The 15,213-nt window shown below is 62.6% G+C and carries 13 protein-coding genes; 3 read left to right on the top strand and 10 right to left on the bottom strand.

Going from position 1 to position 15,213, the window contains the following annotated elements; translation table 11 throughout:
• Positions 1–13: 13 nt before the first annotated feature.
• The 6 genes from LB555_RS19550 to LB555_RS19525 all read right to left on the bottom strand — a co-directional run bounded on the left by LB555_RS19550 (position 14) and on the right by LB555_RS19525 (position 6,191).
• A complete protein-coding gene (locus LB555_RS19550; RefSeq protein ID WP_224683526.1) occupies positions 14–1,411 on the bottom strand; it encodes an aldehyde dehydrogenase family protein in 1,398 nt (465 codons plus the stop codon).
• Entirely contained in the window at positions 1,412–1,831 is a 420-nt protein-coding gene (locus LB555_RS19545; RefSeq protein WP_224683525.1) for a type II toxin-antitoxin system VapC family toxin, read from the bottom strand.
• Entirely contained in the window at positions 1,828–2,259 is a 432-nt protein-coding gene (locus LB555_RS19540; protein ID WP_224683524.1) for a hypothetical protein, read from the bottom strand. The genes LB555_RS19545 and LB555_RS19540 overlap by 4 nt, the downstream gene beginning before the upstream one ends.
• Positions 2,260–2,341: 82 nt before the next feature.
• Positions 2,342–3,712 carry a glutamine synthetase family protein gene (locus tag LB555_RS19535; protein WP_224683523.1) on the bottom strand — a complete coding sequence of 457 codons (1,371 nt, stop codon included), beginning with the start codon at positions 3,710–3,712 and terminating at the stop codon, positions 2,342–2,344.
• A gap of 96 nt (positions 3,713–3,808) precedes the next feature.
• Positions 3,809–5,350 carry an amino acid permease gene (locus LB555_RS19530; RefSeq protein WP_015315803.1) on the bottom strand — a complete coding sequence of 514 codons (1,542 nt, stop codon included), beginning with the start codon at positions 5,348–5,350 and terminating at the stop codon, positions 3,809–3,811.
• A gap of 22 nt (positions 5,351–5,372) precedes the next feature.
• Positions 5,373–6,191, bottom strand: a complete 819-nt coding sequence (locus tag LB555_RS19525; protein WP_224528780.1) for an N-formylglutamate amidohydrolase — start codon at positions 6,189–6,191, stop codon at positions 5,373–5,375.
• A 145-nt stretch (positions 6,192–6,336) separates the two neighbouring features.
• Here LB555_RS19525 and LB555_RS19520 point away from each other — a divergent pair, with 145 nt between their 5' ends.
• From LB555_RS19520 to LB555_RS19510, 3 genes are all read left to right on the top strand, one after another.
• Positions 6,337–7,164: a MurR/RpiR family transcriptional regulator gene (locus tag LB555_RS19520; protein WP_140661758.1), complete on the top strand. Its 828-nt coding sequence runs from the start codon at positions 6,337–6,339 to the stop codon at positions 7,162–7,164.
• 200 nt (positions 7,165–7,364) lie between these two features.
• The gene (locus tag LB555_RS19515; protein ID WP_140823098.1) at positions 7,365–8,525 is read left to right on the top strand and encodes an efflux RND transporter periplasmic adaptor subunit; all 1,161 of its coding nucleotides are present in this window, start codon (positions 7,365–7,367) and stop codon (positions 8,523–8,525) included.
• On the top strand, positions 8,522–11,653 hold the full coding sequence (locus LB555_RS19510; protein WP_140875167.1) for an efflux RND transporter permease subunit: 3,132 nt from the start codon (positions 8,522–8,524) through the stop codon (positions 11,651–11,653). Before LB555_RS19515 ends, LB555_RS19510 begins: the two co-directional genes overlap by 4 nt.
• Positions 11,654–11,659: 6 nt before the next feature.
• On the opposite strand, the gene LB555_RS19505 is transcribed toward LB555_RS19510, so the two are convergent.
• From LB555_RS19505 to LB555_RS19490, 4 genes are read right to left on the bottom strand one after another with little or no spacing between them, the layout of a single operon-like run.
• Positions 11,660–12,067, bottom strand: coding sequence for a GtrA family protein (locus LB555_RS19505; protein WP_140661756.1), 408 nt, complete (start codon positions 12,065–12,067; stop codon positions 11,660–11,662).
• Positions 12,064–12,882: a ChbG/HpnK family deacetylase gene (locus LB555_RS19500; RefSeq protein ID WP_224683522.1), complete on the bottom strand. Its 819-nt coding sequence runs from the start codon at positions 12,880–12,882 to the stop codon at positions 12,064–12,066. The genes LB555_RS19505 and LB555_RS19500 overlap by 4 nt, the downstream gene beginning before the upstream one ends.
• Positions 12,879–13,865, bottom strand: coding sequence for a glycosyltransferase family 2 protein (locus LB555_RS19495; protein WP_224683521.1), 987 nt, complete (start codon positions 13,863–13,865; stop codon positions 12,879–12,881). The genes LB555_RS19500 and LB555_RS19495 overlap by 4 nt, the downstream gene beginning before the upstream one ends.
• Positions 13,858–15,024 (bottom strand): glycosyltransferase family 87 protein, encoded by a 1,167-nt coding sequence (locus tag LB555_RS19490; protein WP_015315795.1) that lies wholly within the window; start codon positions 15,022–15,024, stop codon positions 13,858–13,860. The genes LB555_RS19495 and LB555_RS19490 overlap by 8 nt, the downstream gene beginning before the upstream one ends.
• Positions 15,025–15,213 lie beyond the last annotated feature (189 nt).

The raw sequence follows: 15,213 nt of genomic DNA, 5'->3' as shown, positions 1-15,213 counted from the left end.
TGTCTTTCGAAAATTAGATGGCTTCACGCAGATGGAAGGATTTCGGCCGGGTCAGATTGTCATAGCCCAGCGCCGACAGGGCAACGCCCTTGCCGGTGTCCTTGACGCCGGTCCAGACCAGCGCGGGATCGAGATAGTCGCAGCGGTTCATGAACACCGTGCCGGTCTCGACGCGGTCGCCGATCGCCACCGCATGCTCGGTGTCGCGCGTCCAGATCGAGGCCGTCAGCCCGTAGGGGCTGTCGTTCATCAAAGCGATCGCCTCCTCATCGTTGCGCACCTTCATGATGCCGACGATCGGGCCAAAGCTTTCCTCACGCATGACGCTCATCTGATGGTCGACTTGCGTCAACACCTCCGGCGCCAGGTAAGGCGAGCCGGCCTTGTCGTTAGCCACCTTCATGTTGATGTGCGCCTTGGCACCCTTGCGCAGCGCTTCGGCCTTCTGCTCGCGGATCAGGTCGGCAAAGCGCGCCTGCGCCATCGGTCCCATCGTCGTCGCCTGCTCCAGCGGATTGCCGACGACATAATTCCTGGTCTCGGCGATGAAGCCTTCGACGAACTCGTCATAGACTTTTTCGTGCACATAGACGCGTTCGATGCCGCAGCAGCACTGGCCGGAATTGAAGAAGGCGCCGTCGACCAGATTGGCCACGGCATGGTCCATCTTGGCGTCGGGCAGCACATAGGCCGGATCCTTGCCACCGAGTTCGAGCCCAAGCGTCATGAAGGTGCCTGCCGCCGCCTTTTCGATAGCACGGCCGCCAGCGACCGAGCCGGTGAAATTGACATGGTCGATCTTGCCGGAACCCAGCAGTTTTTCCGTCTGTGCATGGTTGAGCACGACATTCTGGAACACGCCCTTTGGCAGGCCGGCCTTGTCGAAAGCCTGTTGAAAGCGCTCGCCGACCAGCAACGTCTGCGCGGCATGTTTCAGGATGACGGCGTTGCCGGCCATCAGCGCCGGCACGATGGTGTTGACCGCTGTCAGATAGGGATAGTTCCATGGCGCGATCACCATGACCACCCCAAGCGGATCCTTCTTCACATAGCGCCGGAAGCCGTCCTTCGGGTTGGAGGCCGGCACGGACTTGAGCGCCGCTTCCGCGATCTCGACCATGTAGTTGGTACGCTCCTTGACGCCGCCGAACTCGCCGCCATAACGAACGGGACGCCCCATCTGCCAGGCGATCTCCGGCACGATCTCGTCGGTCATCGCGACCAGTGCTTCCAGCATCGCCAGCATATACTTGCCGCGCTCGACGATCGGCGACTGCGCCCACTTCTCCTGCGCCGCCTTGGCACGCTCGACCGCGGCGTTGATCGCCTGGTCGGTAGCGACCGGCCGCTCCGCATAGATCGAGCCGTCGATGGGGGATTTGAGTTTTACGGTTTCCAAAAGGTGCTCCATTTAGCAGGCTAATGTACGCAGATGTCCGTTGCGGCTGTAGCGAAGGATGGGCTCGTCTCGCGTCACAAGAACCATGTCCAAGGCCCTTGCAGTGGCAATCAGTATTCGATCCATAGGATCGCCATGGGGCGAACCCGGCAAGTTGGAAGACGCGATCAGAATGGCCGGCGAAATCGCGCTGAGTTTTGCGGACATGCGCTCAATGAACCGCTCTACGAAATCGAGCGGCGCTATGGGCAAGTTGAGCCGGCCCTTGGCCACACCGATGCCGATCTCCCATGTTGACATCGGCGAGAGATAGAGGCGACCATCATAGGCCGCGTCGGAAATCTCCTGACTTGCCTGAGGGTCGATTTTGCTGTCATTTGCAATGAAGATCATCGCGCACGTGTCCAGAAGCAGGCTCGGCTCTTCACTCATTTGCGCGTCATGTGTTTGCCATGCTGCGCCTGAGTTTCACCGCCCAGATAACCCCGATCCCAAGGCTCATCATCGAACGGTTTGGTGACATCAAACCCGGCCTCGATTGCTATCAAGCCCTTCATGAAACCAAATCCAGGGTGACGGTGCGTACGCACCGCGGGTGCGGCGTCACCGGTCGGCATCTTGCGAACGCGGCGAAAGACAAGCTTGCCAGCGCCTACGTTGACGGATTCGGTTTCGAACCCGGCCTCGAGCCACTCCCTGGTCATGGGATTGTTGCTCGGATTGTTGCTCCACCACGCGGGGTATCGCTTCGATGCCGGCAACGGCAGACTAAGCACGCTTTCGATCTGATCGAACGACATAGGCACACGGTCGGCATTCTGGGCGACCAGAAATTCCTTCAGCGGCGCATATTTGGACATTGCGAACTCCCCAACAATTGCAGCTTGCAGCCTTCTATGAGCTACATTAACTACATTGTCAACAATAAAGCTGCATAAAGCTTTAGTAACGCTCGAACCCTCTGTGCAGTTCCCAATCCGTGATACGCCGATCGTATTCGAACTGTTCCCACTTCGCTGTGTGGACATAGTGCTCGAGCACATCCTCGCCGAGCGCCTGTTTCAGCATCTTCGATTTCGCCAGCGTCTCGGTCGCATCGCGCAGCGTCTTTGGAATTTCCGGCAAACGAGAAGCCTGATAGGCGTCGCCGACGAAAGGCTTCTGCAATTCCAGCTTCTCGTCGATACCGGCGAGGCCGGCCGCGATCAGCGCCGCGAAGGCGAGATAGGGATTGAGGTCGGCGCCGCCGATGCGGCATTCCATGCGGATGCCCTTGGTGCCCTCGCCGCACAGGCGGAAGCCGGCGGTGCGGTTGTCTTCGCTCCACATGATCTTGGTCGGCGCGAAAGTGCCGGCCTGGAAGCGCTTGTAGGAATTGATGTAGGGCGCCAGGAACCAGGTGAATTCCTTGGCGTATTTCAGCTGCCCGGCCGCCCATTGCTGGCCGAGCGTCGACAAGGTCCAGTCGGCTTGTCTGTCGAAGAACAGCGGCGTCTTGCCGTCCGCGCTCCACAGCGAATTGTGGATGTGGCTCGAATTGCCGGCGAGACCGTAATTATACTTGGACATGAAGGAAATCGCCTTGCCTTCGGACTCGGCAATCTCCTTGGCGCCGTTCTTCAGGATGACGTGGCGGTCGGCCATGTCGAGCGCCTCGGCGTAGCGCACATTGATCTCTTCCTGGCCCGGACCCCACTCGCCCTTGGAATTCTCGATTGGAATACCGGCGGCTTCCATCTCGTTGCGAAGCCGGCGCATGACGCCTTCTTCCTTGGTGGTGATGCCGATCTGGTAGTCGCCAATATAGGGCGAGGCTGTATCGAGCCCCTGCCAATGCTTCTTGCGGGCGGAATCGTAGGTTTCGTTAAACAGATAGAATTCGAGCTCGGAAGCGAAATAGCCGATATAGCCGCGGTCGCTCAGCCGCTTGACCTGCTTCTTCAGGATGGCGCGCGGCGAATGCGGCAGGTCGTCATGGGTGTGGTGGTCGAGCACGTCGCAAATGACGAGCGCCGTCTTTTCCAGCCAGGGAATGCGCCGCAGCGTCGCCAGGTCCGGCTTCATGACGAAGTCGCCATAGCCCTTCGACCAGCTTGCCGCCTTGTAGCCCGGCACCGGCTCCATATCGATGTCGGCCGCCAGCAGGTAATTGCAGCCATGCGTCTCGTCATGCGCGGAATCGACGAAGTATTGCGCCAGGAACCGCTTTCCCGCCAACCGGCCCTGCATGTCGACAATGCATGCCAGCACCGTGTCGATCTCGCCGCTGGAGACCGCTTTCTTCAACTGATCGAACGAGAAACTTCCGGCCATTCCTTTGGCACTCCAGTGCTTGGCGTTTCGGGCTTGTCATATTGAACGAGAACAAAAAACCGTGGCGAGCGAACCCGCCACGGCTTGATTGGTTGTTTAGGCGGATTCGCCGACGGCCTTTTCGGCCGCTGCGATGATCGCCCTGCGCTTGGCGATTGCCGTCTCGCCGATGGGCGGCCCCTGGAAGCGGCGGTTCTCGACGGCAAACCACAAAACGACAAGCAGAACGATCAATCCGATCGCATAGTTGATCAAGATGTCGAAGGGCGGTTGGATGCCGGCATACATCAACACCAGAACACCAAGCACGGTGATGACGGCGAACGGCTTTGACCAGATGCCGAGCCGGAATGGCCCGAACTCGGTCCAGCTCTTTCCTTCCGCAAGAAGTCCGGCCGCGATCGGCATGGCGTAGGAGACGTAGAGGAAGAGTGCGCAGCCGGCTGCCAGCGCCGCGAAAGCCGGCGAATAGAGCGTGGCGGCGATCGACAGAACGACGCCGAGCCAGATGGCTGGGACGGGCGTGCGCCAGGTCGGCGAAACCTGCTTCCATAAAGAAGACCCCGGCAGACCTCCGTCACGCGAAAAGGCAAAGATCATGCGCGAGGTCGAAGTGAGCCCTGCTAGCGCGCACAGATAGTTCGACAGCACGATGGCGATGCCGAGCAGAGCCTTGAGCCACGTTGGCGCCGGCAGATTGTTGAACAGGTTGAACCAGGCATTGCCGCCGTCCTTGGCGGTCGCCACGAGATCGGGGCTGGCAAGGACAAAGGAGACCGCCATGACGAAACCGAAGACGAGAGACCAGAGGACCGCGTGGATCATGCCTCTGGGCACAGCGACGCGGGCATTGTGCGTTTCCTCGGCGGTATGCGCGGAGGCGTCAAAGCCGGTGATCGTGTAAAGCGGGTAGAGAAGGCCAATCAGGAAGGCCACGAGTGCGGTGCGGGCCGTCGGAACATAGCCACCACCGAGATCGCCGGTCGTGTTGACGAAAGTCGTCAGCCGCGCGAGGTCGAAGCCATGCGCGCCCCAGATCAGGAAGGTCAGCGTCAGCACGACCGCGACAACGAGGATGAGGTAGCCGGAAAAATCGGTCAACATCGTCGTCGTCTTGATGCCGAGATGATTGAACAGACCTTGGGTAACTGTAATCAAGACGACTGCCGCCGTCTGTTGCCAGAAGCCCCAGGCCGATGTGTCCCAGCCGAAGATCGGGCCAGCAACGAGCCCCTGAAACAGCAGGTAGACGCCGACATTCACCGAAGCGACGACGAAGATCAGGCCGAGCAAGTTGATCCAGGCCGTGGCCCAGCCCCAGCCGCGTCCGCCTAGGATCGAGGACCAGTGATAGAGGCCGCCGGCTGTCGGATAGGCCGATCCAATCTGGCCGAGAGAAGCCGCGACCACGAGCGCAAAGACGCCGCCGATGACCCAGCCGATGGTCGCCTCGAAACCGCTGCCGGTCGCCATGGCCAGCGGGAAAGACGTAATGCCGCCCGCCAGAATGCAGATGATCGAGAAGGAAATGGCGAAGTTGGAGAAGCCGCTCATGCGGCGCGCTAGTTCCTGGGCGTAGCCCATACTGTGGAGGATTTTTGTGTCCTCCGACTTGTCAGAGTGATCAGGTGTTGTCATGTCAGAGTTCCCCTGTTGGTTCTTAGCTGGCCGATTGAACTGACTTTCCGACTGCGCTTCGTCGAGAGCCCTTGGCCTCCTCTGGCTCCAGATCCGAAAAAATGCCCGTGAGCATATCCGCCCATTTCCGCTGCCCGGTTTCGCCGGAGATTTCATCGTTGCGGATTTCGATCATCGCGCAGGGTAGCCCGCGCGAGCGCGCATGCCGTTCCAGCGTGAAATAGACGCGGTCGGCCGGCGAATAGGGTTCGTTGATGCCGACGGTGATGCCTGAGAGCCGTTGCAGCGCCGATATCAGCGGCGACGCCAGCCGGCGATCATCGTCATGGATGATGCCGATATGCCAGGGCCGATTGCGGCCTTTATAGACCGGCGTGAAGGAATGAACGGAAACCAGGCGGGTCTCCTGGCCGCGCGCCAACCGGTCCTCGACGATGCGCTCGATGGCGCCATGGAACGGTTGCCATGACAGGGCGACCCGCGCCGCGCGCTGTTTTTCCGACAAGCCGGTATTGCCCGGTATGGCAGTGGTTTCGCTGACCGGCGGCACCAGGTCCGGCGCATCGAGCGGCCGGTTGCAGTCGATGACGAGACGCGAAATGCGGGCTTCGACCAGCGTCGCATCGAGCGCCTGCGCCATCCGCAGCGCAACCGGCAAAGCACCGGGATCCCAAGCGATATGGCGGGACAGGTCGTCGACGGCAAGGCCGAGCGTGCCGAATTCAGCCGGAAGGAAATTGGAAGCGTGATCGCAGGTCAGCACGAAGGGGCTCGATCCGCCGGGGTTCGTCACCCTCACGGTATCAGACGATGCAAGGCTGGCGGGCCGCGCTGTCTCCATAGTCCTGCCGTCCCCTGGGAGCGCTGTATCGTATGTTACGTATTTTGTTTCATTGCGTCCCGGTGGATGATTTCATACAGTTTGTTTGGCTTTGTCAAATGCGATCTGGGGAAAAGACGGTCGGCGGGCCAAGGGTGGGGAAAAGATGATTTCCAACATTGCCGAATTGATTGCCGACCGTATCGGCGCGATGCCCGCCGGCGAACGGCGCGCAGCGCAGACGCTGATCGCGAGCTATCCGATGATCGGCCTCAAGACAGTCGCCGAATTCTCATCCGCGGCCGGCGTTTCCTCGCCGACGATCCTGCGTTTCGTCGCCCGGCTGGGCTTCCAGAATTACCCCGAGTTCCAGTCGAGCCTGCAGGATGAACTGGCGGCGCAATTGCAATCGCCGGCGATACGAACGCTCAACCCGCCCTCGCCTATTGGCGGCACGGTGTCGCCCATGCTGGAAGCAACGCTCGACAATATGCGCGAGACCTTCAGGCACCTGTCCGACAAGCAGCTTGCCGACATTGCCACCAGGCTGGCCGAGCGGCGTGGCAAGACATTCCTGATCGGCGGCCGCTTTACCGACCCCCTGGCGCGCTACATGGCCGCCCATCTCGCCGTCATCCAGCCCGATGTCTTTCACCTCGCCGGCCAGGAGAGCATGTGGCGTGACCGGCTGATCGACATGGGCAAGCGCGACGTGCTGGTGATCTTCGACATCAGGCGCTACCAGGACAGCCTCGTCCGCTTCGCCGAGAAGGCGCATCAGCGCGGCGTTCAGATCGTACTGTTCACCGACCAGTGGCTGTCGCCGATCGCCCGCTTTGCTCGCCATGTCATCGCCGGACGAACCGCCGTGCCTTCCGCATGGGATTCCTCAGCGGCACTTTTCGTCGTCGCCGAAACGCTGATCGGCGCCGTCACCAGGCAACTCGAGGCCGACGGCGCCCGGCGCATCCGCGAGATGGAAGGCCTGCGATAGGCAGAATCCTCCGGATCATTGCATCGGCTTCGCGGCCGTCTCGGTTTCACGTTACCGAGATTTAATGTGCACGATTGCGTGATAATTGCCATAAACCGCTGATATCGGGGTGTGGCGTGGCCGGATTTTTGCCGCCCGCCCGCATCGTCACTGTGCCGTTCCTTCGGGAATGGCCGACGATTTCTGAAACCGGAGTGTCGATGCGGACCTGGAAGCAAATTGTCGTTGCGCTTGTGATCGTGGTCGCCGCCGCGGCCGCCTGGGCACGCTTCTATCCAGGCGCGCCGGAAGTGCTGGCGCGCTGGGGGATGGATTGGGCGTACGCGGCAACGCCTCCCGCCAGAAGCGGTGCGGACGGCGCGAAACAGGCTGGCAATCGCAATGGAGTCCGGCAGGTCAACGTCGTCGCCTTGCCTGCCGGTACGGCCACCATAAACGACCGCCTGCAGGCGATCGGCACCGGCCGTGCCAACGCCTCGGTGACCGTCAATCCCTACAGTTCCGGCCGTCTTGCCGAGTTGCTGGTCGAATCCGGCACTCATGTCGACAAGGGACAGATCATCGCAACGCTCGATTCCGAGACGGAGATCATCGCACAGGACCGCGCCAAGCTTGCCTTGCAGGATGCTCAGTCCAAGCTCGACCGCGTCAAGTCGCTGCGTGCCTCCAACGCGGCGACACCGGTCGCGGTCGCCGATGCCGAAGTGGTTCTGGCCGGCGCCAAGCTGGCGCTTCAGGATGCCGAGCTTGCACTGCAGCGCCGCTCGATCTTGGCGCCGATCACCGGCACGGTCGGCATCCTGCCGATCTCGGCCGGCAATTACGTCACCAACCAGTCGGCGATCGCCACGCTTGACGACCGGTCCTCTATCCTGGTCGATTTCCAGGTACCCGAGCGCTTCGCCGCCGCCGTCAAGGTCGGCGCGCAATTGACGGCGACGCCGATCGCCAATCCGAGCAACGCATACACCGGCACGGTTTCGGCGATCGACAATCATATCGACGAAAAGAGCCGCACACTTCTGGTCAAGGCCACCATCGCCAATCCGGCCGATTCGCTGCGCGCCGGCATGTCGTTCTCCATCACCATGAAATTCCCCGGCGAGACCTATCCGGCCGTCAGCCCGCTGGCGATCCTCTGGGGTTCGGACGGCGCCTATGTCTGGCAAGTCGAGGACGGCAAGGCCAGGCGCGTGCCGGTGCGCATCATCCAGCGCAACACCGAGACCGTATTGATCGACGCGGAGATCGACAGCGGCGACATGGTGGTCACCGAAGGCACCCAAAGTGTCAGCGAAGGCGGCGAGGTTCGCATCGCGGGCCAGGAGCAGCGCGCCACCAACGCCGCGGAAGGCTCATGACCGGCTCCGTCAACGCCGCCAGCGATACCGGCTTCACCGCACTGTTCATCCGCAGGCCGGTCATGGCGTTCGTGCTGAACACCCTTATAGCCGTTGCCGGCCTCGCTGCCTTCTACGGTGTCGAGATCCGCGAACTGCCCGACGTCGACCGCGCCGTCGTCACGGTCTCCACGACCTTCGAAGGCGCGGCCGCCGAAACCGTCGACCGCGAACTGACCGACACGATCGAGGGCGCCGTCGCCCGCGTCTCCGGCGTCAAGTCGATCTCATCTTCCTCCTCCTTCGGCTCGAGCCGCGTCACCATCGAGTTCAACGACGGTGTCGATCTCAATGTCGCCGCCTCGGATGTGCGTGATGCCGTCGGCCGGGTCGCCAACCAGATGCCCGATACCGCCGATCCGCCGCGCATCGTCAAGGCCGATGCCAATTCCGACGCGGTGATGCGGCTGGCGGTGACTTCGGACACCATGTCGATCCAGGACATGACGGTGGTGGTCCAGGACCAGATCGAGGACGAACTGGCCGCCGTGCCCGGCGTCGCCGACGTCCAGGTTTATGGCGACCGCGACAAGATCTTTCGCATCGATGTCGACCAGAACAAGCTCGCCAGCCTCGGCTTCACGGTCGCCGACCTCCGGGCGGCGCTTGCCTCCGTCGCCTTCGATTCCCCGGCCGGGTCGATCACAACGACCAACCAGGACCTGATCGTCCGCACCACGGCCGACGTGACGACGCCCGAGGAATTCGAAAACATCATCATCGGCGGCACGACGCGCATCCGCGATGTAGCGACCGTCACGCTCGGCCCCGATGTTGGCCAGACGACGCTGCGTTCGGACGGCAAGACCGGAATCGGCCTCGGCATTATCCGCCAGGCGGAATCGAACACGCTGGACATTTCGACGGGTGTCCAGGCCGCCGTCGCCAAGCTGCAGGAGAACCTGCCCAAGGGCATGTCGATCAAGATCACCAGCGACGACGCTGTCTTCGTCAAGGGTGCGGTGCACGAGGTCGAGATCGCGCTTGGGCTGTCGGTTACCATGGTGCTGATCGTCATCTACATCTTCCTGCTCGACTGGCGCGCCACGCTCATCCCCGGCCTGTCGATGCCGGTCGCCATGATCGGCACCATCGCCGCCATCTATCTGGCCGGCTTCTCCGTCAACATCCTGACGCTGCTCGCTTTGGTGCTGGCGACGGGCCTTGTCGTCGACGACGCCATCGTCGTCTTGGAAAACATCGTGCGACGCCGCAACGAAGGCATGGGGCCGCGTGCGGCGGCCGTGCTCGGCGCGCAGGAAGTGTTCTTCGCCGTCGTCGCCACGACACTGACGCTTGTCGCCGTCTTCGTGCCGATCTCGTTCCTGCCCGGCCAGACCGGCGGCCTGTTCCGCGAATTCGGCTTCGTGCTTGCGATGTCGGTGCTTCTGTCCTGCGTGGTCGCGCTGACGCTTTGCCCGATGCTTGCTTCGCGCATGCTGACCAGCGCGCCGCTTCACCACGAAGGCGGCGAAGGCGTCGGCGCTCGCATCGGCGGCGTCTTGAATGCCGGCTACAAGCGCGCGCTGCACGCTTGCCTCGACGCGCCCTGGATCGTGGTTCTGGTCGCGGTGCTGTTTGCCGGCGTCGCCTTCGCGCTGTTCGGCACCATCCGCCAGGAACTGACGCCGACCGAGGACCGCGCCGCCGTGCTGTTGCGTATCAACGCCCCGCAAGGCGTCAGCCTCGACTACACGACGCAGCAGATGCAGAAGATCGAGCGGCTGATCCAGCCGATGCGCGATTCCGGCGAGATCCGCTCGACCTTCGAAAACGCCGGCCAGAACGGCTCCTACAATTCGGGCTTCATGGTGATGACGCTGGCGCCGTGGGACGAGCGCAGCCGCAGCCAGCAGGAGATCATGGCCGAGATCAGTCAGTTGACCAGGCAGGTGCCCAGCGTGCGGATCTTCCCGGTCCAACCCAACAGTCTCGGCATCCGCGGCGCCGGCAACGGCCTGCAATTCGCTCTGGTTGGCAACGACCGGAAGGCGCTTGGCGATGCAGCGATCAAGATCATCGCCGAAATGCAGAAGGATGAGCGCTTTCAGACGCCGCGCCTGTCGATCGACCCGACGCAGCCGCAACTGGCCGTAGCTATAGATCGTGAGCGCGCCTCCGATCTCGGCATCGACATCACGGGGCTCGCCAACACCATGCAAGCCATGCTCGACGGCAACGACGTCGTCGATGTCTACATCGCCGACCGCAGCTACGGCGTGAAACTGGTCTCGACCACCAATCCGATCAACGATCCGACCGACCTGGAAAATGTCTTTCTCAAGACGGCGGATGGCCGCTTCGTGCCGATGTCGACCATCGCCACCTTGACCGAGCGCGCCGTGCCGCCGTCGCTGTCGCGCGAACAGCAGCAGCCATCGGTGGCGATCACCTCCAACCTCTCAGGCAATTTCGCGCTTGGCGATGCGCTGACACGCGCCGAGCAGATCGCCACGCCGCTCCTGCCGCCTGGAAGCCGCATCCTGCCCCTGGCCGAGGCAGCGACTTTGGGTGAAACCAACAGCGCCATGGTCACCATCTTCGGCTTCGCTCTGGTCATCATCCTCCTGGTGCTGGCCGCTCAGTTCGAGAGTTTCGTCAGCGCCGTCATCATCATGGCGACGGTGCCGCTCGGCCTCGCCTGCGCCATTTTCGCGCTGCTGCTTTCAGGCACCAGTCTCAACGCCTACAGCCAGATCGGCCTGGTGCTTCTGGTCGGCGTCATGGCCAAGAACGGCATCCTGATCGTCGAATTCGCCAACCAGCTGCGAGATCGGGGCCTGGGCGTGCGCGAAGCGATCGAGCAGGCTTCCACCATCCGCCTGCGGCCGGTGATGATGACGATGATCTGCACCATACTTGGCGGTGTGCCGCTCGTGCTGGCCGCCGGCGCTGGCGCCGAGGCACGCGTGGCGCTCGGCTGGGTCATTGTCGGCGGGCTTGGCCTGGCCACCATCTCGACACTGTTCCTGACCCCGGTCGCTTATCTCCTGCTTGGCCGCTTCGTCACACCGAAGACCCATGAGGAAGCACGGCTGAAGCGCGAACTCGAGGAAGCCGCCTACACCAACGTGGAACCGGCGGAATAGAGATACCTATTTCAGCAGCCGGCCCTCGATCGACCAACGCGCGGCAAGGAAGTTCAGCACGGCCGCCACGATGACCCCGCCGATCTTTGCCGGCCACACACCGCCGATGCCGGCGAAGAGTGCGATCGACAGGCTGGACACGCCGAGCGAAATCAACGCCCCAGCCGAGACGAAGCGCAGGAAGGCATCATGCAGCCGAATGGCGTGATTGCGTTCGAACGACCAGAAGCCATTCGCCACGAAAGAGAAGACGACGGCAATCGACCAAGAGATGACATTGGCGGACAACGGCGGGGCGTGCAGCTTGAGCAGCAGGAAAAAACCGGCAAGGTCGATGGCCGTATTTGCCAGTCCGACCAGCGCAAAACGGACGATCTTGCTGCCGGTCGAACGCCGTGGCTGAACGCCATTCATTCCCGGCCGTCCAAAATCTCGACACCGGCTCGGGCCAGGCTCGCGCCGAACGCATCCGAAGCCAAAACGCCGAATTCCACTTCGCGCACGCTTTGCATGGGGTCACGCGCGCACAGCGTTTGGTCGACATGGCCAGGGTGGCACATGAACAGCCCGCGATCCGACAGCGCTTCGATGGCAGCCTCCAGCAAGGGGGCGAACTTTTCAGGTTGCCGCCAGTCATAGATGCCGGCGAGCGGCTTCAAAACGGCAAAGCCGGCGCGCTGCATCGATCGGTTGAAGCCGGCGGCCACGGCAGCGATTGCCGCGATTTTTGGTGCGGCGGCGGCATCGCCCAGCGCCGGAGCGCCGCGCAGCACCGGCCTGCCGGCAGTGTCGGGAAAACGTGTCCGCAGCCAGCCGCGCACGACAGGCAGGAAATGCACGTGCTGATGACCGTCGATGAAGTCGGGCTTGCGGCCCAGCGCCTCGACGAAACGGCTATATTGCGCGTCGAGTTCGGCATGGACGTCGCGCTCGTCGACCCGCCCGCGCAGGACTGGCAGGGCCAGCGAACGAAGCGGCGGCAACCGGCCCCCGGGCGCCAGGCTCGATTTGCCTGTGACCGCTGGCTGGTCCGTAAGGGTCAGGTGCAGCCCGATCGCCGCGCGGCCGCGCAGCGGCTTTATGCGCGCCGCCGCCTCGGCCCATTCCGGAAAACCGGTCATGCAGCTGGTGCCGGTCAGGCGTCCGCGGTCGAGCAGGTCGAGAATGCCGGCGCAAACCCCTGGTGCCAGCCCGTAGTCGTCGGCGATCAGGCGAATGCGCCGCGTCATCCGCGGGACGCGCCCGGCGGCTTGTCCCGAGCGGTCTCGCTGAGCACCACATCGCGCACCAGATAGACTGGCCGGTCCTTGCTCTCCGACAGCGTGACCCAGACATATTCGCCGATCAGGCCGAGCAAGGTGAGGTTGAGGCCGCCGAGCAGCACGACGGCGACCATCAGGCTGGGGTAACCAGGCACGGCAACGCCGTAGAACATCACCTCGAAGAACACTTTGGCGCCGTAAACGACGCCCGCCAGCGCCGCCAGCATCCCGCTCAAGCTGATGATGCGCAGCGGGATGACGGAAAACGATGTAAATCCTTCCAGTGAAAAGGCGATCAGGTTGAGCCGGCTCCATTTCGACGTGCCGATGGGGCGGTTTTCCGGCGAATAGGGTATGGCTTTCTGACGGAAACCGGCCCAGGCGAACAGGCCCTTGTTGAAGCGCCGCTTGTCGCGCAGGCTGGTCAGCGCACGCACCACGGGACCGCGCATGACGCGAAAATCACCGGCGTTCTCCGGAATGTCGAAACGCTGGCTGCTGTTGATCAGGCTGTAGAAAAGTCGCGCCAGCTGGCTGCGCCGCCAGCTCGCCTCGCGGCGGTCGTTCTGCGCGTACACGACGTCGATATCGGGGCTTTCCACCAGCTCGGCGATCATCTTCAAGCTGATATCCATGGAATGCTGCAGATCCGAATCCATGATCAGCACCATGTCGCCCCGCGACTGGTCGAGGCCGGCGAGCACCGCGACCTCCTTGCCAAAATTGCGGCTGAGGCGAACGATCTCCCACGATCCCGACAGGGCTTGCGAAAATCGCCTGGCGCCATCGTCGAGGCTGCCGTCGTCGACCAGGATCTTGTGGACGGCCATGCCGAAACGGCTTGATACCGCTTCCTCGAGCCTGTCGAGCAGGGCGGCAAAGGCCGGCGCCGATTGCGCCTCGTTGAAGAAGGGCGCCACGATGTCGAGTTTTTGACGCAGATCAGCCATGTGCAACGGGTCCGACGCTCACGATCTTTTCGCGCGCCTTGGCCCAGAACCACCAGATCAGCGAACAGGCGATGAAGGTGACCGCGATCGGCCGGAACCAAGGATAGAAGAAATCATGCATGTGGCGCTCGACGCTGGTCAAACCTGTGAGGAACAATACCGTCGACAGCACCGAGGCCAGGACGCCGCCACGCTCCTCCCGCCATAGTGTGGCGATAGCGAGGCCGGCGGGCACGGCGATCATGGCATAGGTATTTGGCTCGACACGCGGATTGAAGACGCACATGTAGAAGGCAGCCGCCAGGAAGATCGCCAGTGCGGCTATTCCAGGCTGGAGCTTGCGGTCGAACCAGAGGACGGTCGACAGCGTAAGCAATGCCCCGACGATGCGCACGATCGTGGCGGCGAACTCAGGCATGGGCAGCCCGGCCGAGGTGAAAGGCGCCGTGAAGTCGGTAGGGACAAAGTGGCCGGACTTGTCGACGGCCATGGAGGTCAACATGCGGGCGAAATCGCCGTACTGCTGGTTGAGGTAGCCGGCAGGCGCGAACGCGTACGGTATGGCCAGTACCAACAGCACTGCCAGCACGAGCACGGGTATCAGCCGCAGGCGCAGGGCTCCCACCAGCAAAAGCATGATGATCGCGGTCGGTTTGGCGATGATGGCGACCGAAGCCCAGAAGAAGGTTTCGGCGCGCCGCCCTTCGAGCGCCGACAGGGTCAGGAGCCAGCAGGCCGCGGTCAAAAGGATCGTCGCCTGGCCGTTGCGGATGGCACCCAGCGCCATCGGCAGGGCAAGGAAGAGGCCGAAGGAAAGCAGCCATGGCAATTCCTCACCGCCGATTTTGCGCACTTGCCGCATCGCCGCGAAGGTGAGCGCTGCGAAGCCCACCACATGCCACACCACGCCGCCCAGATAGGGTCCGAGCTTCAGCACCGGCAGGTAGAGCGCGGCGAAGGCTGGCGCATACAGGTACCCCATCTCGGATTGAAGATTGTACAGCGGCCGCCCGGTCAGGAACGCTTCGCTGCCATATCCATAGGCCTGCGTCACCGTGCGCGTGCCGGGCGACCATAGCACCAGGCCGAGAACGATCAGGAATGCCCCGATCCACATGCCCAGCCCCAAACGATCGAAAACCGGCTTGGAAATCGTCATCAATTCACCCCGCACGCCATTGGGGAAGACGCCTCAGCCTTGGCGCCGTCCCGGCATTCGATGGCGGCGACATATCACGGACAAAGCGGCGAGGCATAGGGGTCGAAAGACGCGGCGATCAATTTCGGGGATCGCCAAGAATGGTCGACCGAACTGGAAAAAGCGTCCAGAAAGCCTGCGATCGCCCTT

The organism is Mesorhizobium sp. BR-1-1-10 (assembly GCF_020165595.1).
Classification (GTDB): domain Bacteria; phylum Pseudomonadota; class Alphaproteobacteria; order Rhizobiales; family Rhizobiaceae; genus Mesorhizobium; species Mesorhizobium australicum.
Note: the sequence above shows the minus strand (reverse complement) of the source record. Positions and strands in the feature narration are given on the sequence as shown.